At 61.7% G+C, this 19,749-nt stretch carries 17 protein-coding genes; 13 read left to right on the top strand and 4 right to left on the bottom strand.

All coding sequences use genetic code 11. The features are described 5' to 3' along the window. Nucleotides 1–82: 82 nt before the first annotated feature. On the bottom strand, nucleotides 83–445 hold the full coding sequence (locus B8V81_RS21565; RefSeq protein WP_028597249.1) for a DUF423 domain-containing protein: 363 nt from the start codon (nucleotides 443–445) through the stop codon (nucleotides 83–85). Nucleotides 446–570: 125 nt separating this feature from the next. Between B8V81_RS21565 and B8V81_RS21560 the strand changes: the two genes are divergently transcribed. Both B8V81_RS21560 and B8V81_RS21555 read left to right on the top strand, forming a co-directional pair. Further along, nucleotides 571–1,119: a cysteine hydrolase family protein gene (locus B8V81_RS21560; protein WP_028597248.1), complete on the top strand. Its 549-nt coding sequence runs from the start codon at nucleotides 571–573 to the stop codon at nucleotides 1,117–1,119. Between the two features lie 62 nt (nucleotides 1,120–1,181). Next, nucleotides 1,182–2,477 carry an MFS transporter gene (locus B8V81_RS21555; protein WP_028597247.1) on the top strand — a complete coding sequence of 432 codons (1,296 nt, stop codon included), beginning with the start codon at nucleotides 1,182–1,184 and terminating at the stop codon, nucleotides 2,475–2,477. Between the two features lie 118 nt (nucleotides 2,478–2,595). Here the strand turns inward: B8V81_RS21555 and B8V81_RS21550 are convergent, their stop codons facing one another. The 3 genes from B8V81_RS21550 to B8V81_RS21540 all read right to left on the bottom strand — a co-directional run bounded on the left by B8V81_RS21550 (nucleotide 2,596) and on the right by B8V81_RS21540 (nucleotide 6,525). Further along, complete coding sequence (locus B8V81_RS21550; protein WP_052332904.1) at nucleotides 2,596–3,681, bottom strand: Ger(x)C family spore germination protein; 1,086 nt, start codon at nucleotides 3,679–3,681, stop codon at nucleotides 2,596–2,598. An 85-nt stretch (nucleotides 3,682–3,766) separates the two neighbouring features. Next, on the bottom strand, nucleotides 3,767–5,176 hold the full coding sequence (locus B8V81_RS21545) for a spore germination protein (protein ID WP_240478912.1): 1,410 nt from the start codon (nucleotides 5,174–5,176) through the stop codon (nucleotides 3,767–3,769). Nucleotides 5,177–5,202: 26 nt separating this feature from the next. Continuing rightward, nucleotides 5,203–6,525: an endospore germination permease gene (locus B8V81_RS21540; RefSeq protein WP_146000538.1), complete on the bottom strand. Its 1,323-nt coding sequence runs from the start codon at nucleotides 6,523–6,525 to the stop codon at nucleotides 5,203–5,205. A 161-nt stretch (nucleotides 6,526–6,686) separates the two neighbouring features. On the opposite strand from B8V81_RS21540, the gene rlmD reads away from it, so the two are divergent. The 11 genes from rlmD to B8V81_RS21485 all read left to right on the top strand — a co-directional run bounded on the left by rlmD (nucleotide 6,687) and on the right by B8V81_RS21485 (nucleotide 19,747). Then, a complete protein-coding gene (gene rlmD / locus B8V81_RS21535) occupies nucleotides 6,687–8,177 on the top strand; it encodes a 23S rRNA (uracil(1939)-C(5))-methyltransferase RlmD (protein WP_101809151.1) in 1,491 nt (496 codons plus the stop codon). Nucleotides 8,178–8,438: 261 nt separating this feature from the next. After that, nucleotides 8,439–9,035, top strand: coding sequence for a TetR/AcrR family transcriptional regulator (locus B8V81_RS21530; RefSeq protein WP_028597246.1), 597 nt, complete (start codon nucleotides 8,439–8,441; stop codon nucleotides 9,033–9,035). A gap of 74 nt (nucleotides 9,036–9,109) precedes the next feature. Next, nucleotides 9,110–9,598 (top strand): DoxX family protein, encoded by a 489-nt coding sequence (locus B8V81_RS21525; RefSeq protein ID WP_373864122.1) that lies wholly within the window; start codon nucleotides 9,110–9,112, stop codon nucleotides 9,596–9,598. A 777-nt stretch (nucleotides 9,599–10,375) separates the two neighbouring features. Then, a complete protein-coding gene (locus tag B8V81_RS21520; RefSeq protein WP_028597244.1) occupies nucleotides 10,376–11,533 on the top strand; it encodes a cobalamin-independent methionine synthase II family protein in 1,158 nt (385 codons plus the stop codon). Nucleotides 11,534–11,776: 243 nt separating this feature from the next. Beyond that, on the top strand, nucleotides 11,777–12,496 hold the full coding sequence (locus B8V81_RS21515) for a YebC/PmpR family DNA-binding transcriptional regulator (protein ID WP_028597243.1): 720 nt from the start codon (nucleotides 11,777–11,779) through the stop codon (nucleotides 12,494–12,496). Between the two features lie 72 nt (nucleotides 12,497–12,568). Next, nucleotides 12,569–13,489, top strand: a complete 921-nt coding sequence (locus tag B8V81_RS21510) for a LysR family transcriptional regulator (protein WP_052332901.1) — start codon at nucleotides 12,569–12,571, stop codon at nucleotides 13,487–13,489. Between the two features lie 114 nt (nucleotides 13,490–13,603). Continuing rightward, a complete protein-coding gene (locus tag B8V81_RS21505) occupies nucleotides 13,604–14,035 on the top strand; it encodes a rhodanese-like domain-containing protein (protein WP_028597242.1) in 432 nt (143 codons plus the stop codon). Between the two features lie 1,095 nt (nucleotides 14,036–15,130). After that, complete coding sequence (locus tag B8V81_RS21500; protein ID WP_101809150.1) at nucleotides 15,131–17,020, top strand: ABC transporter ATP-binding protein; 1,890 nt, start codon at nucleotides 15,131–15,133, stop codon at nucleotides 17,018–17,020. Further along, complete coding sequence (locus tag B8V81_RS21495; protein ID WP_101809149.1) at nucleotides 17,017–18,759, top strand: ABC transporter ATP-binding protein; 1,743 nt, start codon at nucleotides 17,017–17,019, stop codon at nucleotides 18,757–18,759. Before B8V81_RS21500 ends, B8V81_RS21495 begins: the two co-directional genes overlap by 4 nt. Nucleotides 18,760–18,785: 26 nt before the next feature. Then, entirely contained in the window at nucleotides 18,786–19,229 is a 444-nt protein-coding gene (locus tag B8V81_RS26085; RefSeq protein ID WP_101809148.1) for a zinc ribbon domain-containing protein, read from the top strand. 65 nt (nucleotides 19,230–19,294) lie between these two features. Beyond that, the gene (locus B8V81_RS21485; RefSeq protein WP_228551470.1) at nucleotides 19,295–19,747 is read left to right on the top strand and encodes a DMT family transporter; all 453 of its coding nucleotides are present in this window, start codon (nucleotides 19,295–19,297) and stop codon (nucleotides 19,745–19,747) included. Nucleotides 19,748–19,749: the final 2 nt, after the last annotated feature.

Here is a 19,749-nt window from a genome sequence, read left to right as displayed (position 1 = left end):
ATGAAAAGAAAAAGGGCTGTCCCTGCCGGCCGACGAATGTCGGCCGGGGACAGCCCTTTTTCTTGCGATCGGACTCGCTCCGCTATCCGATGTAGGCGATCGCTACGAGCGCCCAGCCGGCGAGAAAGGCCAGGCCGCCGAGCGGCGTGATCGCGCCGAGCTTCTTCACTCCGCTCAGGCTGAGCGCGTACAGGCTGCCGGAAAACAGCACGATGCCGGCGGCGAACAGCCACACCGCGGCATGCACCAGCGACGAGGAGGCCGCCTCAGGCGATGCGCCGACAGCGACGATGCCGACGCCGTGCAGCAGATGGTAGAGCACGCCGGTCTGATAGTTCTTGCCGGCATCGCCGGCCAGGCGGGCCTTCAGCGCATGCGCGCCGAACGCTCCGATCGCGACGCCGAGAAACAAAAATGCCGCTCCGAGCACAAAAGCGGTTGGCATGGGGACACGCTCCTTCCACTTTCGTATGCTAGCGGGCGAAGCCGCTTCCGTCAATCCCTCGGCCGATTTGCAGCGGCAGCCGCGATTCGGTAGGATGGGGAAAACGACAAGCGGAGGGATGGACGATGGCAAGAGCGCTCATCAACATCGACTACACGAACGATTTCATCGCGGAGGACGGAGCTTTGACCTGCGGCGAGCCGGGCCGGGCGATCGAGGACGAGGTCGTGCGGCTGACGCGGGAGTTCGCCGAGGCCGGGGAGTGGGTCGTTTTCGCCGTCGACGTGCATGAACCGGGGGATGCCTGGCATCCGGAAACGAAGCTGTTCCCGCCGCATAATCTGCGGGGGACGAAGGGAAGGGAGCTGTACGGCAAGCTGGGCGAGCTGTACGAGGAGATCCGCGGGCTGCCGAACGTGCTGTACCGGGACAAGACCCGCTACTCGGCGTTCGCCGGCACGGACCTGGACCTGCGACTGCGGGAGAGAGGCGTGCGGGAGCTGCATCTCGTCGGCGACTGCACGGACATCTGCATCCTGCACACGGCCGTCGACGCCTACAATCTCGGCTACCGGCTCGTCATCCACGAGCGGGCGGTCGCCAGCTTCAACGCGGTCGGCCACGAATGGGCGCTTCAGCATTTTCGCGGATGCCTGGGCGCGGACATCCGCTGAGCGGCCGATTCCTCCCGCTGTTCCCGTTGTAGGAAACCGCCTTTTGCGGTACGATGGAGGACATGTCTACCTTCATCCAAGAGTGGCGCGAGCAGCTGGGCGGCTACAGCCGCAACATCCGGCTGTTTTTCGTCTTCAACCTATTGTGGAACATCGGTCTCGGCATGTACAGCCTCATCTACAATCTCTATGTCAAAGCTCTCGGACATGCGCCGACGATGGTGGGAGACATCGTCGGGGCGACGGCTCTGGCCGCCGCGCTCATCCTCATCCCCGCCGGCCTCGCCAACGACCGGTTCGGCGCGAAGCGGATGATCGGCATCGGAGCGGCGGCCGTCATCGCGGTGCTCGCGGCCCGCGCCTTCGCGGCCGGCAGCGGCCAGCTGACCGCGCTTGCCTTCGCGGCCGGCATGGCGCAAGCGATCGTATCGGCCACGATCCTGCCGTTCATGGCCGACAACTCCTCGCCGCGGGAGCGCGTCCACTTGTTCAGCTTCAACATGGCGCTCGTCATGGCGGCGAATGTCGCCGGCAATCTCGGAGGCGGGCTGATCAGCGACGCGCTGCGAGCGATCGGAGGCTGGAGCGAGCTCGCCAGCCTGCGGGCGACGCTGCTGGTCGGCGTCGCGATCGCGGCGGCCGGGCTCGTCCCGATCCTGAAGTTCGGCGCCCCGGCCGGCGCGGCCGGGGCGGCTGCCGCCGCCGCGAGCTCGCCGAAGCCAAGCTTCCGCGAGCGCTTCCGGCTGCATCGCTCGTCGTATGCGGCGATCGCGGCCTTTACGCTGCTCAGCCTGCTGTCCGCGATGGCGGGCGGCATGGTCGTGCCCTATTTGAATGTCTATTTCGAGGATAGGTTCCACGCTTCGCACTCGAGCATCGGCCTCGTCGTGGCGCTCGGCCAGGGAGCGACGGCGATCGCGTTCCTGCTCGGTCCGGCGATCGCCCGGAGGATGGGGGAGGTGAAGGCGGTCGTATGGCTGCAGCTCAGCTCGATTCCGTTCCTCGTGCTGACCGCCTACACGCATCAATTCTGGCTTGCGAGCTTCGGCTATCTGTTCCGGCAGGCGCTCATGAACGCGGCGAATCCGTTCTACAGCACGATCAAGATGAGGTACGTGCATCGGTCGCTGCGAGGATTGGCGGCGAGCTCGGGGGAGGCGATGTTCAATCTCGGCTGGTTCATCGCCGCGCCGATCAGCACCGGCCTCGTCGCGAGATACGGAGCGTACCATGGTTATGCGCGAGCGTTCACGGTGACCGCGATCATCTACACGCTGATCGCGCTGCTGTTCGGCTACTTTTTCGCCAAGCAGCGGTTCAAGCCGGTCGAGGAGGAAGAGCAGGCCCATCGCGGCTAGCAAGTGCCTGGCGCAGCAAGGCTGCGTCGGGTCGTTTTTCGCCCCATTAAATTTGTACGAATAATTATGTAAACCTGATTCGTCGATTATAAACCAAAAACGGCAAAAAAGGGGCCCCTCAGGACCCGTCTTCATCGCCGTCTTGCTTGTCCGAATATACGCTGCCCTTGAACTTGCCGGTCGTCCGGATGTACACGTCCGCCTCGACCGAGGCGAGGGAGTCGCTTTCCAGGAAAAACGGACCTTGACGCATCAGCTGCCGGAATAGCTCCGGATGCTTGCGGTACAGCTCGAGCTGCAGCCGAAAGCAGTCCGTCTTTTCCGCCGTGGCGATCGCGAACGTATTCTGCACTTCCTTGCGGATCGCTAGTGCCGCTTCGTTCTGCAGCTCTTGGATCGTAGCCTTTTGGACCTGCTCCGAAATATAGCCGGTCGTCTTGATCTTGACGTCGTAGCGCGGCTTGCCTTGCTCGACTCGGATCTTGATCGAGAACCGGGGATGGCCGAGCATGAGCACGGCGGATGGCCGGCCATTTTTAAGCAGCTTGAGCGGAGTGAGGTCCAGCTTCTCGTCCCGCCAGCGTATGCCCTTGAGCGGCTCCATCGCCATATGGTTCTTGTACTTGTAGCCTTCGAAGAAAAACGCCCCTTTGATGATGAACATCGGCTTCTTCTTGAAGTCCTCGTGCCAGGTGTGGCGATAGATGCCGATCTCAGGCAGCATGCCGGCGCCGCCGGGCTCGTTCAGATACGCGAACGCTTTGTTCGCGTTCACGGGCAGGATGTACGCCTTCTGCGTATTCATCTGCACGGCGGTGAACATCATCGTATCCAGCGGCGAAAGGTTGAAGATCGACTTCTGCGTCAGAATGTCCTCCATCTTTTCCTTCGTTCCGTAGAACAGCACGGTATATCGGGCTTGCCTGTCCCGCAGCAGCGAGGAGGTGAGCCCGGATAGACCGCGCTTCATGAAATTCTCCGTCACGATGACCGCCTTCACATGGCCCCAGAACAGCCGCGACTGGGAGGTGGCGTTCGTCTCGGCGATCGCTCCCGAGATCGTCTCTCCGTCGCCGCGCCCGATCCAGATCGGCACTTCTTGGCCGAGCGTGACCGTTTCGCTGCGCGCGATGTTGCTGAAGTTCAGCACCTGGACGTACGCGACATACTTGCCGTTTTTGTAGTCCAGTCCGAGAGCCGACACGTAAGCCAGCGACTGGTGTCCTTCGAGTTGCCGCAGCCCTGCACGGACAGCAGCAGCGCTGCCAGAATTCCGAGAAGGAGCTTCCTCAAGTCATGTCGCCTCCTTGATGGTCGTCGTCCTGGCCGGATTTGGCGATGCTGTCCGGCCGCTTGGTGATATAGGCGAACGGGAGCCGCAGGTACGACATGAACGCATCCTTCGGCAGCAGCGGCGACAGCGGAGCGAGATAGCTCACGCCGAACGACTGCAGCCTCGCCATGTAGGCGACCATGAGCACGATGCCGAGGATGACCCCGTACATGCCGAAAAAGGAAGCGAGGAAAAAGAAGAACATCCGGAAGATGCTCACGACCGTGCTGAGCACCTGGTTGACCAGCGTCACGCCCGCTACGGCCGTAATCGCCCCGACGACGACGACCGACGGCGACACGAGGCCGGCCCGGATGGCGGCGTCGCCGATGATGAGGCCGCCAATCGAGGTGAGCGTCTGCCCGATCGCGCTCGGGAGCCGGACGCCCGCTTCCTTGAAGATTTCGAGCAGCAGCAGGAGCAGCAGCATCTCCATCTGCGCGGACAGCGGCAGCCCAAGCCGAGAGACCGAGATCGTAGCCATCAGGCGGAAGGGAATCTGGTCCTGATGGAACGCCATGAGCGCGATCCATATTCCGGGCAGGAAGATCGAAAGGAACATGCTCAAAATCCGGATGATTCTGGAGAACGATACATAAGAGAAGTTGAAGTGCACGTCTTCCGGCGACTTCAGGATGAACGACAGCGTCGCCGGGGCGATCAGCACCATCGGATTGCCGTCGACGATAATCGTGAAGCGCCCGTTGAGCAGGCTCGTGACGACAAAGTCGGGCCGGCCGGTGAAGTCGATCAGCGGCAGGATCTTGAACCGATTGTGCAGCAGCAGGTCCTCCAGCTGGTTGATCGAATACAGGCCGTCGATGTCGATTTCCCGAAGCCGCTTGCGCACCTCCTCGAGCGGCTTTGGATCCGCGATATCGTGGATGTACAGCAGCGATATCCGCGTGCGGGTCCGCCTGCCGATCGTGAAGCCCTCCACATGCAGCGAGCTGGAGCGGATCCGCTTGCGGATCAGCGCGACGTTCGTGTCCAGATCCTCGATAAAGCAATCGCGCGGACCTTTGATCGAGATCTCGGTGCTTGATTCGTCCGGCGTCCTTCTCGGCGCGTTGCACAGATCGACGGACGCCAGCAAGCCTTCCCGGACGAATAGAAGCAGCAGCGCTCCGGAATAGACGGCCTCCTCGAGCTCGGTCCGTATCGGCGTCTTGACGAAGCCTTCGATCGTGAGAGCGTCCGACAGCCGGAGCAGCGGACGGGTCAGCGATTCGTCGCGGTCATAATGCGCGCTCAGCGATGGCAGGACATGCCGGTTGATCATCATCGTGTCGCAGAGGCCGACCGAAAAGACGAGCACGACTTCCTTGGCGTTGTCCCGTCCAAAAAAAGAGCTCTTGACGATCACGTCGGCCGAATGCTCGAAAACGCGCTTCAGCTCCTCCTTCGTCCAGCCTTTAGCCGGCGCCTCCTGCGCTTCCGCTTCCTGGCGCCGCGCTTGCCCCTGAGGCTTGCGGCCGTCCGGACGCTCGTCCGGATTCGGTTGCTTCGTGCTCGGAGGTCCGCTCTTCCGATCCGGCTCCGGCTGCTCCTTCGGCTTGCTCTTCGTCCTTGTCCGCTTCCTTCTTCTTCCGGTTGTCCGTCTGATCCGTCTTGCGGTTGTCCTCCATCGGAATCCCTCCTTCGGTCCGGCTTGATGCACAGGGCGACGATGAACCAGGCTAGCGATGCCGGCAGCAGCACGAGCGTGACTCCCGGCATGAAATAGGTGTACATGAACAGGTACATATCGTACTCGTCCAAAGGAACGAACGTGGCGGCGCCGTAAAATAGAAACACCGCCAGGATGAAGATGCGGCGGGCCTTCTCGTTTCTGCTGGCGAACGTCTCCGCAAGCACGAGCACCGGCAGCGCGATGCGGATCGACGCGCCGGACAGCCACTGGAAAATCGGAAAGAAGTCCAGATGCTCGATATACTGTCCGATGCGCAGCAGCCTCCACTGCTCGTAAGGGGAGGTGAGCTGGTTGGCCGCTTCCTCGGGACCGAATTCGGTGATCGCGCCGATGATGGGACCGACCATGATGGTGACGATGACGCAGGAGTAGATCAGCATATGCCACGCCTTCATTCGTCCGCGGATCCGGTGCTGCAGCAGCAGGATGTACATGAGCTCCGAATAAGCGGCGCCGGCGTAGATCATGCCCCGAAAGACGGGATTCCAGCCATGCTCCAGAATGGGGAGCATCAGCGACATGTCCTTGATCTCGCTGTTGCCGGAGGCGACGAGGAGGCCGAGTCCGATGACAATCGGCAGCAGGATGCCCGAGGCGACGGCTACGACGCGAAAGCCCCACCAGCAGAGCATGACGCAGATGAAAATGAGCAGCATCCCGAGCTGCAGCGGATTGCTGGCGGGCAAATAGTTCGTGATATGCCAGCTGACGGTCTGCATGACGCATTCCATCGCCTGCAGGAACATTACCAGCAGCACCGGAACGACGAGAATCCAGGAGAAGACCGGATGCATATGCTCGCCCAGCCATTCCCGCCAATGCTGCTGGCCGCTTTTTTTCATGATGTAGACGATCATCAGGCTCCAGGGCACGAAGAACACGCCCGCGGCGATCGCGGTGATCCAGGCATCGCGACCGGATGCATCCAGCAGCATCGGATTGATGATGACGTGGCAAGCCAGGCCGTCGGACAGCATGAGGACGAGAAAAACCTGGAAGACATTCATCACTCTACCCTTCACGATCACACCCGCTTTCTTCCTGAATTTCGGGTATAGTATGGACGCCTCCAATTTTTTCTATTCGGCCGCCGGCAGGATGCCGCGCGGGGCGCGAGCGTCGGTCCAGCGGATGTATGCTATAATGCGGAAAGGAGAAAGAAGGCAGGAGCGAGGGAATCAGCATGAGAAATGAAACCGGCCGGCGCAGCGCCGGCAAGCCGAACCGAGAAGGCGGGCCAAGCCGCAAACCGGAATGGAGCAAAGGGGGCCGGCCTTCGGCGCAGCGCCCCGCGCACTCGGCCACGGCCGAGGACGTGCGCGCCGGAGACGGCATCGTCGTCACCGTCAAGCGGATCGGCATCAACGGCGAAGGCGTCGGATACTACAAGCGCAAAGCCGTCTTCATCGAGGGCGCGCTGCCGGGCGAGGTCGTCAAAGCGAAGGTGGCGAAGGTCGAGCCGGGCTATTTGCAGGCCGATCTCGTCGAGATCGAGAAGAAGTCCCCCGACAGGCAGGTTCCGCCATGCGCGGTCTACGACAGCTGCGGCGGCTGCCAGCTGCAGCATATGACCTATGAAGCGCAGCTGCGGGCCAAGGAGGAGCTCGTGCGGGAGTCGTTCCAGCGTTATGCCGGCATCGACCGCTTGCCGCTCCGTCCGATCCTCGGCATGGACGATCCCTGGGCGTACCGCAACAAGGCGCAGCTGCAGGCCGGACGCGGCGAGAGCGGGCTCGTCGCCGGGCTGTACTCGCTCGGCACGAGGCAGCTCGTCGACATCAGCGGCTGCGCCGTCCACGATCCGCGCCTGAACGAAGCGGTCGAGAAGACGAAGCGGATTCTCGAAGAGCTGGACATCCCCGTTTACGAGGAGAAGAAGCGCCAAGGCATCGTCAAGACGATCGCCGTGCGCGTCAGCCGCCGCACAGGCAAGCTGCAGCTGACGCTCGTCACCGCCGGCGACCGCTTCCCGGACAGCCGACGCTTCGTGCAGGCGGCGAGGCGCGAGCTGCCGCAGGTCGGCTCGATCTCGCACAACATCCACAAAGGCGGCAGTCCGCTCGTATTCGGAGAGAAGACGATCCATCTGTGGGGAGAGGACAAGCTGGAGGAAACGCTTGGCGAGCTGCGGTTCTCGCTTTCTCCGCGCGCATTTTTCCAGCTCAATCCGCAGCAGACGGTCAAGCTGTACGGAGCCGTCCAGGAAGCCGCCGCGCTCAGCGGCAGCGAGCTCGTCGTCGACGCATACTGCGGCACCGGCACGATCGGCCTCTGGCTCGCGGCCGGAGCGAGAGAGGTTCGCGGCATCGAGCTGCTGCCGGAGGCGGTGCTGGACGCGCGCGACAACGCGCGGACGAGCGGCATCGACAACGCCCGCTTTTATGAAGGCCGGGCGGAGGAGCTGCTGCCGGAGTGGGTGCGCCAAGGCGTGCGCCCGGACGTCGTCGTCGTCGATCCTCCGCGCACCGGCTGCGGCCGCGAGCTGCTGGACGCCGTGCTGGCCGCGCGGCCGACGCGGCTCGTCTATGTGAGCTGCAATCCGGCCACGCTCGCCAAGGACGCCAAGGTGCTGCTCGCCGGAGGCTACCGGCTGGAGTGGGCGCAGCCGGTGGACATGTTCCCGCAGACGAGCCATGTGGAATGCCTCATATTGATGGTACGAAATGAGATGTGAAAGTAACCGCTCAGAAGCATGGATCACAATGGGCTGCTGCGATCGCGGCAGCCTCGTTGTGCGCTTGGCGGCGCAACGACTAACGGGTGAAAGTCACGACCATACCGCAGGTGGTGGAAGTGCATAAAGTTTACTAGAGACAATATGAATCAGAAGGATGAATTGTTTTTTTTCTCTATTCAGCCATATTCTATTTACAAACCGACGGTCTGTTTATATAATTCAAACAGGTGTTAGTTTACTGTTCGTGGAGGAATGAACTTGAAAAATGAGGACCGCAGGAAACAAACGACTCAGAAATTACTTCATTCAACGAAAGAATTGTTGCAGGAAAAAAGCTGCCACGCTATCACCATGCAGGATATCATGAAAAGATCGGAATTATCTAAGGGGGCGATCTTCCATTACGTGAAGAGCAAAGACGAAATCTTTGCTTGGGTGCTGCAGGAACGGCTCGAAGAGACCAACAAGCATTTCATGAACGAAGTGGAATTAAGCGGCAAGACTTTCGACAGGCCGATGCAAATCATTTCGAACAGCCTTCTGGCATTCGAAGATAAACATGATGTGACAAACACGGTGTTGATGTATTTGCTCGGCAGGGAAGAAGAGCCTGCTGTCGCGGATGTGCTCCAAAATTTTTATACGCGGGCAGTAGACTTATCCAAACAATGGATTTCGATTGGCCAGCAGCACGGTGTTATTCAAGAATCGGTTGATTCGGATAAAATGGCTGAAATGTTCGTTCTGATCTCGCTCGGCCTGCGTGTCCGTTCCTCATTACCGGCGATTACGGCGTCTTTTACAGCCCAAGATTTATCGGCATTCATGATAAGTAGTTTAAAATATAAGAAGTAAAAGAAGAGTGGATCAAGAAATGATGGCTGGTCTTCCATATCGTCGGCTTCGTGTTTTGCTTGCTATTCTCAAACATGATCATGAAAATTTTTAATTTCAAAGGAGGGATCAAGGTGGCGCCTTTTATTGTACTTATCGCATCTTTTTTATTGTTTCGAGTTGCTGGATTTTTCGGTTGGGCTTATTTTGACGGCTGGCATCCATCACTGCAAGGAGCAGTTGCTGTCATGTTGCTGCTTACCGCTACCGCTCACTGGGGGAAAAGGCGTTCTGATCTGATCCGGATGGTTCCTCCGTCATTCCCAAGAAGAGATTTGATCGTGACGGCAACCGGGTGGCTCGAAATCGCAGCAGCGATCGGTATCATGATTCCAGCCACCTCCGAAGCCGCTTCCGTTTGTTTAACGGTTCTGCTGATTGCTATGTTTCCTGCAAATGTGCGTGCTGCACGAGAAAAACTGACGATTGGCGGCAAGCCGGTGCCAGGATTGTTTGTCCGTACTTTGCTACAGCTCATATTTATCACAGCAGTGATATTGGCTTCACCGATTTTTGGGCAGTGAATCCGACTACGGCGCTTGAGAGCATCACTGGCAATAATGAGGTCAGGAATGCGATTTCCCTAGGCTCGCTTCGCTTAACAAAAAAATCGTTTAAATCGGCAATATCGCGCACACAAGCCATGTGGAGGCGGTAGCAGGAATGCAACGAAAATGATACGTAGAAATCCTTTTTCCACCCAGAATAAAAAAACAGTTAAACGGAAGGTTAGATAAATCCATATTCAAAACTCGACGACAGCTGCAGGCTGTCTTTCTTTTTGCTCAAATTCCGAAAATAATGTTGAAAACAGAGAGAGGGGGCCGTTTCATCAAATCATGCCCTCTATTTGTTGGACATTAAGGACAATCAAAACCAAAAAATATTTCAAACCGAGAATAATCAAGATTTGCGCGATCTAAAGCTAATTAATGGGAAATCCATTTCGTTTGATTTGGTGACTTATAATCAAGAAGGTACAGACCATGGTTCAGAAATCAAGACGTTGGATATAACGAATTTCATTTCAAAGAAATAAACCAGGCGTAGGCTGGCACCCGAAGTTGACCGCGCTGAATGGGCTGTACCTGCTGGTACTCCTTTTTCGTCTTATACACGGGAAGGAGTGCCTCTGGATCGCGGCCAGTCTTCCAGGTTCATAAGACGAGATCTAAGATTCAGTCTCTATAGCGATTAGCTATAGCCAGCTATGGTTTATTGGGCTTTCCGATAGCGACAAGCGGCTTGGTATACTGGTTGTACGCATAAGCAGCAGTTGCAGAATGAGGAGGCCATCCCAAATGACAGACAAGTTTCAGATCGTAGGCAGCTTGCTTCGCCCGAAAGAGCTGCTCGGCTACAAGACGCAGATCGAACATCGCGACGACATTCAATATCCTTTTTACGACCATTTCGAAGGGTATGAGCAGTGCGAGGCCGATGCGATCCGGCAAGTGGTGAAAAAAGAGATCGAGCATGGGCTGTCGATCGTGACTGACGGGGAATTTTCCAAATCGATGTGGCATCTGGATTTTGTCTGGGGATTCAGTGGAGTGAAGCGCTACATTGCCGACCACGGCTATTTCTTCCGCGACATAGATGGCACTTCCAAATATGAGACGCGCAAGGACATCGGCCTCCGCATCACCGGCGAGCTGAGCGGGAAAAACCACCCTTTCCTCAAGACGTTCCGGCAGCTGCAGGAAACGGCCGGCGAGCAGCCGACGAAGCTCTGCGTGCCGTCTCCGTCGCATATTTTCGGGGAGCTGTCCTGGTCCGGCAATATCGGAGGCGCGGCCGCCGTCTATCAGACGACCCAGGAGCTCAAAGAAGGCCTGGTGAAGGCCTACAAGGAGTTTGTCGAGGACTTCGCCGCTGTCGGCGGCAAGATCCTGCAGTTCGACGACTGCCTGTGGGAGCTGTTCGCGGATGACAATCCGAACTCGCCGTATACCGGCGAGCAGATCAATCAATCGGAAGTCCAGGCGCTCGCCGCGGAATTCATCGACATCAACAATACGCTGATCGACTACGGCCATAGCCTCGGATTGAGCATGTGGACCCACAACTGCCGCGGCAACTACGATTCCCGCAACATGGGCGGAGGATCGTACGTCAAGATCGCCAACTTGTTCCTGAAGCAGCTGAACTACGATCGGTTCTTCCTGGAATGGGACGACGACCGCGCCGGCTCCCTGGAGGCGCTTGAAGTATTCAAGGACAAGCCGGAGACGGAAATCGTGCTTGGCCTGCTGTCCTCGAAGACGAATACGCTGGACGATGAAGCCCGCGTCGTGCGCCTGCTTGACGAAGCGTCCAAGATCATCGACAAGGATCGCCTGCTGCTGTCCCATCAATGCGGCTTCGCTTCCTGCGATGGCGGCAACGAGCTGAGCGAAGACGAGCAATGGGCCAAGATCGATCAAGGCCAGAAGATCGCGAAGCAATACTGGGGCTAGGGATGAGAGCGAGCGGATTCATAAGCTGATAAAAAAAAGGCTGCGTGAAAGGTCGGTGGTCCAGACCTGTTCATGCGGCCTCTTTATGCTGTTCGACTTCGCGACCGGCGTGACAATCTCATCCCGACTCCGACTTGTCCAGCGCGGCCCGCGGTAAGTATAATAGGGAGAGAGCTCAAGGCGCCCTCCTTCACCGGAAAAGGATGCAAGGCGAGGGTAATTCAAGCGGAAAGTTGGTTCAGCATGGGTCGCAAATGGAACAATATCAAGGAAAAGAAGGCGTCCAAGGACGCCAATACAAGCCGTATCTACGCCAAGTTCGGCCTGGAGATCTACGTCGCCGCCCGCAAGGGCGAGCCGGATCCGGAATCGAACCGAGCTCTGAGGGTCGTGCTCGAGCGCGCCAAGACGTACAACGTGCCGAAGGCGATCATCGACCGCGCGATCGAAAAAGCGAAGGGCAGCTCCGACGAGATCTATGAGGAGCTCCGCTACGAAGGCTTCGGGCCGAACGGCTCGATGGTCATCGTCGACGCCCTGACGAACAACGTCAACCGCACCGCCTCCGCCGTGCGCGCCGCCTTCAGCAAAAACGGCGGCAACATGGGCGTGAACGGCTCGGTCGCCTATATGTTCGACGCCACGGCCGTCATCGGCGTATCCGGCAAGTCGCTGGACGAGATCATGGAGCTGATGCTCGAAGCGGACGTCGACGTGCGCGACATCGTGGAAGAGGACGAGGACGTGCTCGTCTACGCGGAGCCGGATCAGTTCCATGCCGTGCAGGAGGCGCTTCGCGCATCGGGCATCGAGGAGTTCAGCGTCGCCGAGCTGACGATGCTCGCGCAGAACTTCGTCGAGCTGCCGGAAGACGCCCAGAAGCAGTTTGACAAGATCATCGACACGCTGGAGGATCTCGAGGATGTCCAGCAGGTGTATCACAACGTCGACTACGCCGAATGACCGCCTCCGCCGGACTCGCGCTTACGCGCGGGTCTGTTTTTTTATCCCATCCCTGAGCGAGGAGGAAGGCCGATGGACCTGATCTGCCTGCGAAGCTTCCGCGAGGTCGCCGCCTGCGGCAGCATCACGAAGGCCGCCGAACGGCTCGGCTACGCCCAGTCGAGCGTGACGGCGCAGCTGCAGAAGCTGGAGGAGCTGTACGGAACCGAGCTGCTGGAGCGCAGAGGCAGAAGGATGGAGCTGACGGCGGCGGGCGAAAAGCTGCTCGGCTATGCGAAGGAGATGCTGCGCCTGCATGCCGAGTCGCTGGAAGCGGTCGGAGCGGCGGTAGAGGTCAGCCTGACGATCGGCTCAATTGAGACGCTCGCCTCGTATTTCCTGCCGCCGCATCTGCAGGCTTTTCGGCAGAGGCAGCCGAACGTCTCGCTGACGCTGCTGCCCGGCAATGAGCCGGAGCTGATCCGCGGCGTCAAGTCGGGCACGCTCGATGCGGCTCTCATTCTGGATCCGCCGCTGCGGGAGCCGGAGCTGGATGTGCATCTGCTGCGGCCGGAGCCGCTGCTGCTCGTCTGCGCGCCGGGCCATCGGCTGGCCGGGCGTACGGAGGCTGCTGCAGCGGAGCTGGACGGGGAGCCGCTCGTGCTGACCGAGGACGGCTGCACGTACCGGGCGGCGCTGCTGCGGCGGCTCCAGGAGATCGGCGCGGAGGCGCGGATCTCCTGCGAGCTCGGCAGCATCGAGGCGATCAAGCGCTGCGTCGCCCAAGGACTGGGCGTCGCGCTGCTGCCGTCGATCGCCGTGCGGCAGGAGGTCGAGGAGGGCAAGCTCTGCGCCGCCGCGTTCACGGAGCCGCTGGCCGCCGAGTTCCACATCCAGCTCGTCCATTTGCCGAAGCGGCGGTCGTCGCCGGCGTTTGTCCAGTTTCTGGCCAGCGTCGGCGCCGACGTACCGCTCGGACGGACAGAGGGAGCCGAGCCGCCTCGAAGAGCGTGATCCATCGGCGCGGGCGATGGCTGCCATCGAAACCGTTGGATAACGGATGCGGGCCGGCTCGTGGTAGGATCATTTCCAAGGTTGAACAAACCTAAGCCAAGGAGATGATGACCGATGAAAAGCCCGATTTCGCTCGTCCATGAAACGCCTGCCGCATCGCCGGAAGAAGCGCGCCGCCACTTCCTCGGGAAGCTGTCCGTCGAGACGGATCCGTCCGATGTGCGCCACGATCAGCTGACCGGCCTCGACTCGTTCCTGCTGGTCGACGTTCGCGCCGCCTCCGCCTATGCGGAACGCCATGCGGCCGGGGCGGTCAGCCTGCCGTACGGCGATATCAGCCCCGATTCGACGGCCGGCTGGCCCAAGGACCGGCTGCTCGTCCTGTACTGCTGGAGCCCGGCCTGCAACGGCGCGGCCAAAGCAGGCTTGCGTTTCTCCGAGCTCGGCTTCCGGGTCAAGGAGATGCTCGGCGGCATCGAGTACTGGCAGCGGGATGGATTCCCGGTCGAAGGGAGCCGAGCCGGCAGCGCGCCGGTCGTCGGCTGAGGCAAGTTGAGACAGAGGCAAGTTGAGGCTGACTGACGCTTATGCAAGTTGATGCAGGCTGATGCAAGAGCGCCACGGGCATGATGCCCGTGGCGTTTTCAGCATTGACTATTGCTCGTATCCGGGGTGAGCCGGAGCAGCCGGCCTATGGAACACGAATTTCGCAGCGCTTCGCCTTGTCGCATGCCGGGGAGGCAGTAGACAGAATCCCCTCTCCGATGCGTAAGTATCGGAGGAGCTGACGCTCCTGGGTAAGCTCGTTCGAGTAAGGAATAGTAGATGGAGGCTCGAAGTTGAGGCGTTAAGTCGAAATAATCGAGTTACTTAACTGTGCTAATGAGCGGAATGGGGGAGAATTGCGCGGAAAAACCGAGCAGCTCGGGAAGGCAGGAGTCGAAACGGAGGGAGTTGCGCGGAAAAATCGAGTAACTCGGGTAGGCGGACGGCGGAACGGAGGGAGTTACGCGGAAAAACCGAGTAACTCGGGTTGGCTGGTGGCGGAATGGAGGGAGTTGCGCGGAAAAACCGAGTAACTCCGGTAGGCAGGTGGCGAAACGGGGGGGAATTGCGCGGAAAAACCGAGCAGCTCGGATCTAAAAGGAAAGTGGGGGCTTGGTGTTGTGGAGCTGCGCTCCGTATGCGGGACATGAGTAGAGCTTGCGGACCGGAGCGAAGCGTGGCGGGGAACTCGTGGAGAAGCGGCAGCGGTTACCTTGGAGGCCGGATTCCACCCCTGCTGGGGAATGGGATCAAAGGAATCTGGGCTCCAGGGAGATCGGAACGAGTCTCCGCTCCGCGAAGCGGTTGCCGGTCAGGGGTCTGCTCCGCGAAGCGGATGCCGGTTTTCAATGCCCGCAACGGGAAGGAGGCGCCGTTTCGGCTCTGGCAACCATGGCATAGCCACCAAAGCCGAAGCGAGACGCTGCGATGGATCGGACGGGGCAGCATCGCCGTCCGAAACGATGATTCCCATCTCGCCGTGCGCCGGCCATGCGCGGCGTTTTCAGCATTGACGATGAAGACGGTCCGCCTTAAAATGGAACTTAAATCAATACGATATATCGTAAAGTGCAAAACGGAAAGTTGGGATGTCTGATGAACAAAACGACCGGCTCGCCGCCGCAAGCGGCTCGAATTCGGCTGCGCAGCTATATGCGGCCTCATCTCGCGGTCGCCGTCGCGGCTCCGCTGCTCATGCTGCTGGAGGTCGCGATGGACCTGCTGCAGCCGAGGCTGATGGCCCGCATTCTCGACGAGGGCATCATCGGCGGGGACACCTCCTCAATCTGGACGGTCGGCGGGTGGATGCTGCTGGCCGCGCTGGTCGGCCTGGCGGGAGGCATCGGCTGCACGGTCTTTTCCACGCTCGCTTCCCAGCGGTTCGGCGCCGATCTGAGGGAAGGCCTCTACCGGCGGACGATGCGGCTGTCGCCGGAGCTGCTGGGCCGCTTCGGCACCGGCAGCCTCGTCACGCGCCTCACCGGCGACGTCTCGCAGCTCCAGCAGACGACGCTCGTCGCGCTGCGGATGCTGGCTCGCAGTCTGTTCATCGCGCTCGGCAGCCTCGTCATGTGCATCGCGCTCAGCCCGCGGCTGTCGCTCGTGCTCATCGTCACCGTGCCTGCGCTTGCCGTGCTGCTCGTCTGGCTGAAGCGGACGACGGTGCCGCTGTTCGCCTCGGTGCAGCAGGCGCTCGACGAGGTCAATACGCGGCTGCAGGAAAGCCTCGCGAACATGCGCGTCGTCAAGGCGTTCGTGCGCGCGCCGCATGAGGAAGCGCGATTCGGCGCCGCGAACGACGGCTACCGCGCGAGCAGCCTTGCCGCCGCTCGCATCGGCGCGCTCAGCCAGCCGCTGCTGTCGCTGCTGCTCGGCTTCACGACGGCGGCGGCGCTCTGGTACGGCGGAGCGCTGGCCGGCTCCGACTCGATCCAGCCGGGGCAGCTGGCCGCCTACCTCACTTATCTGAGCCAGCTGCTGCTGTCGCTGAACGGCCTCGGCAACCATCTGCTGACGCTGTCCCGGGCGACGGCGTCCGCGGGCCGCATCCGCGAGGTGCTGGGGGCGAAGGACGAAGCGGGTTCCGGCAGCCATGCAGATGCGGAGCGAAAGCGCAAAGAAGCGCCAGAAGTCGATCCAAATGTGGCGCGTGACGCAGCGGCAGACGCCGCCCTGCAGCAAGGCGATGCGCCGCTGGACGATCCATCAGGAATGCCGGAGAGCGCTCGAGCCGCTGCGCGGGAAGCGCCGTATCTGGAATGGAGCGCGGTCGGCTACCGCTACCCCGGCTCGGACGAATACGCGCTGCGCGGCTTCAGCCTGAGCATCCGGCGAGGCGAGAGCATCGGCATCGTCGGCATGAACGGATCCGGCAAGTCGACGCTCGCGCTGTTGACGGCCGGCCTGCTCCAGCCGACCGAAGGATCGATCCGCCTTCTAGGCAAGCCGCTCGGCGGATGGGACCCGGAGGAGCTTCGCTCCAAGGTCGGACTCGTGCTCCAGCAGGCGCATCTGTTCAGCGGCTCGATCGCGGACAACATCCGCTACGGCCGCCCGGACGCCCCGGAGTCCGACATGCTCGAAGCGGCCGGAAGCGCCTTTGCGGCCGGCTTCGTAGGCGCGATGCCGGAGGGCTACGGCACCCGGCTCGGGCAAAAAGGCGTCAACCTGTCCGGCGGCCAGCGGCAGCGGCTGTCGATCGCGCGCACGCTCCTGCTGAAGCCGGAGCTGCTTCTGCTCGACGACAGCACGAGCGCCGTCGACGCCGCCACGGAGACGGCGATCACCGAGTCGATCGAGCGGATGGGCGAGAGCTGCACGCTGCTGCTCGTCTCGCAGAAGCTGGCCTCGCTGCGCCGCTGCGACCGGATCGTCGTGCTGGACGAGGGGCGGCTGGCCGCTGTCGGCACGCAGGAGCAGCTGCTGGCGTCGAGCCCGTTGTACCGAGAGCTGCATGAATCCCAGAAAGGGGCGGAGCCCGCATGAAGACCTCCACGGCGCTGCGCCGCCTCGGCGCCTATCTGCTGCAAAGCCGCCGCCTGCTGCTCGCCATCGGCGTCTCGACGCTAGGCGCTTCGGGCTGCGCGCTTGCAGCTCCGTATTTGACCGGGCAAGCGCTCGACGCGCTGATCGGCGGCAGCGGAGGCTTCGCCGCGATCTGCCTGACGCTGGCCGCCGTCTATCTGCTCGGCAGCCTGGCGGGCTGGCTGCAGGCGCGGCTGCTCGCCGCCGTCACCCAGCGCACGGTCTGGCAGCTGCGCGGCGAGCTGTTCGCCCGCATGCAGCGGCTGCCCGTCGGCTTTTACGAGCAGCGCTCGCACGGCGAGCTGATGAGCCGCACGACCAACGACCTCGACAACGTCTCGAACAGCTTGAACCAGAGCCTCGTGCAGCTCATCTCCAGCGTCATCTCGATCGTCGGCAGCCTGGCGCTCATGCTGTGGCTGCAGCCGCTGCTGACGCTCGTCGCCGTCTCGACGGTGCCGCTGCTATACGGCGTGGCGCGGCTCGTCGCCCGCACGACGCGCAGCCAGTTCAAGCTGCAGCAGGTCGAGCTCGCCGAGGCGAACAGCCGCATCGAGGAGACGGTGACCGGCCGCCACGTCGTCACGCTGTTTCACCAAGAGGAGCGCGCAGCAGCCGAATTCTCCGCTGTCAACAAGCGGCTGCGGGCGGCCGGCACGCGGGCGCAGATCTACTCCGGCCTGATGGGGCCGTCCATGAATCTGCTCGGCCACTTGAACTACCTGCTGATCGCGGCGGCCGGCGGCTGGCTCGCCTCGCGCGAGCTCGCCTCGGTCGGCCTCGTCGTCAGCTTCCTCGGGTATTCCCGCCAGTTCAGCGGACCGGTCAACGAGCTGGCCAACCAGTACAACCTGATCCAAGCCGGCGTCGCCGGCGCCGAGCGCATCTTCGAGACGCTGGACACGGAGCCGGAGCGCTCCGCCGCGGAGCGTTGCGAGCGGCCGCCTGTCCTGCAGGGAGAGGTCGAGTTCCGCGAGGTCGGCTTCGGGTATGGCGCAGGCGCAGCGGTGCTGCGGGATGTCTCCTTCGCCGTCCCGGCCGGCACGATGACCGCGCTCGTCGGCCCGACGGGCGCCGGCAAATCGACGATCGTCTCGCTGCTCGCGCGCTTCCACGATCCGACCTCCGGCACGATCTCCATCGGCGGCGTCGACCTCGCCTCGCTGCATCGCGACGACGTGCGCAGCCGGATCGGCATCGTGCTGCAAGAGACGCAATTGTTCAGCGGCACCGTCCGCGAGAACATCCGGTACGGTCGGCTCGATGCGAGCGACGCGGAGGTGGAGGCGGCGGCGCGCGCGGCGCAGGCGCATCGCTTCATCCAGAAGCTGCCGGACCGCTACGACACCCGCCTTGCTCCGGAGGGCGGCAACCTGAGCCTGGGCCAGCGCCAGCTCATCTCGATCGCGCGCACGCTGCTGGCCGACCCGGATGTGCTGCTGCTCGACGAGGCGACAAGCAGCGTCGACACGCTCGCGGAGCTGGAGATCCAAAAGGCGATGGCCAGCCTCATGAAAGGCCGGACATCGATCGTCGTCGCCCACCGGCTTGGCACGATCCGCCGCGCGGATCAGATTCTCGTGCTGCACGAAGGGCGCATCGAGCAGAGGGGCACCCATGATGAGCTGATGCGCGCCGGCGGACGCTATCGCGAGCTGCACCGCCATCAGTTCGAGGAGCGGCAGGTTTCCCAGCATTGACTTTAACGAGGCGAGGAGAGGATCCGATGAACGACCATCCGATCGAATGTCCATGGTGCGGCCGAACGGTCGTGCTGCAAGGAAGCATCTGTCCCGAGTGCCGGCACGAGGTGCTGCCGGAGCATCTCGATACCGGCCTCGAGCCGAGCGGCGACGAGGCGGATGAAGCCGCCGTCCGGCAGGCCGATGCCAGCGAGGACAGCGGCGATTGGGACCGCGAAGGCGGCGAGTCCCTCGAGGACTTCGTCTGCCGTCGGTTCCGGTGCAGGGACTGCGGAGGCAACGAGGCGGAGGCGACCGAGGTCGCGATGACCGGGACGGGCCTCAGCAAGCTGATCGACCTGCAGCATCATCATTATCTGTTCGTCAGCTGCCAGGGCTGCGGCCTGGTGAAGGTGTACGATCCCGACGTGCTTCGCGGAAAGAAAAGCGGCGAAGGAAGCACGATCGCCGATCTCTTCTTCGGCTGAGGACATATGTCCTTTTCCTTTCCGATCCGAACGGTTAAAGTACGATTCGTAGGGAAAACCATCGGATGAGGAATGGAGTGGGCATCATCATGAAAGGCATCCTCGCCGCGATCGCGGCCGGCGGGTTCATCACGCTGCAGGGCGCCGCCAACAGCGTCATCGGCGAAGCGATCGGCACCTGGCAGGCGGCGGCGCTGACGCAGCTGACCGGCTTCGTCGGGGCGCTCGCGCTCGCGCTGCTGCTGCGCGGCCTGCAGCCGCGGACGCTGCTGGCGGTCAAGCCGGTCTACGCGACCGGAGGCGCGCTCGGCGCGCTCATCATTTTCGGCAATGTGACGGCCATCCATCAGATCGGCATCACGCTGACGACGTCGCTCGTCCTGCTCGGCCAGCTCGCCCTCACGTTCCTGATCGAGTGGAGAGGCTGGCTCGGCTCGAAGCGAATCAGCGTCGGCCCGGCGCAGGCGGCCGGCTTCGCGCTCATGGCCGGCGGCGTGCTGCTGCTGGCGATCGGATGACC

Source organism: Paenibacillus pasadenensis (assembly GCF_002864175.1).
GTDB lineage: Bacteria > Bacillota > Bacilli > Paenibacillales > Paenibacillaceae > Paenibacillus_O > Paenibacillus_O pasadenensis.
This window is presented reverse-complemented; position numbering and strand designations above follow the sequence as displayed.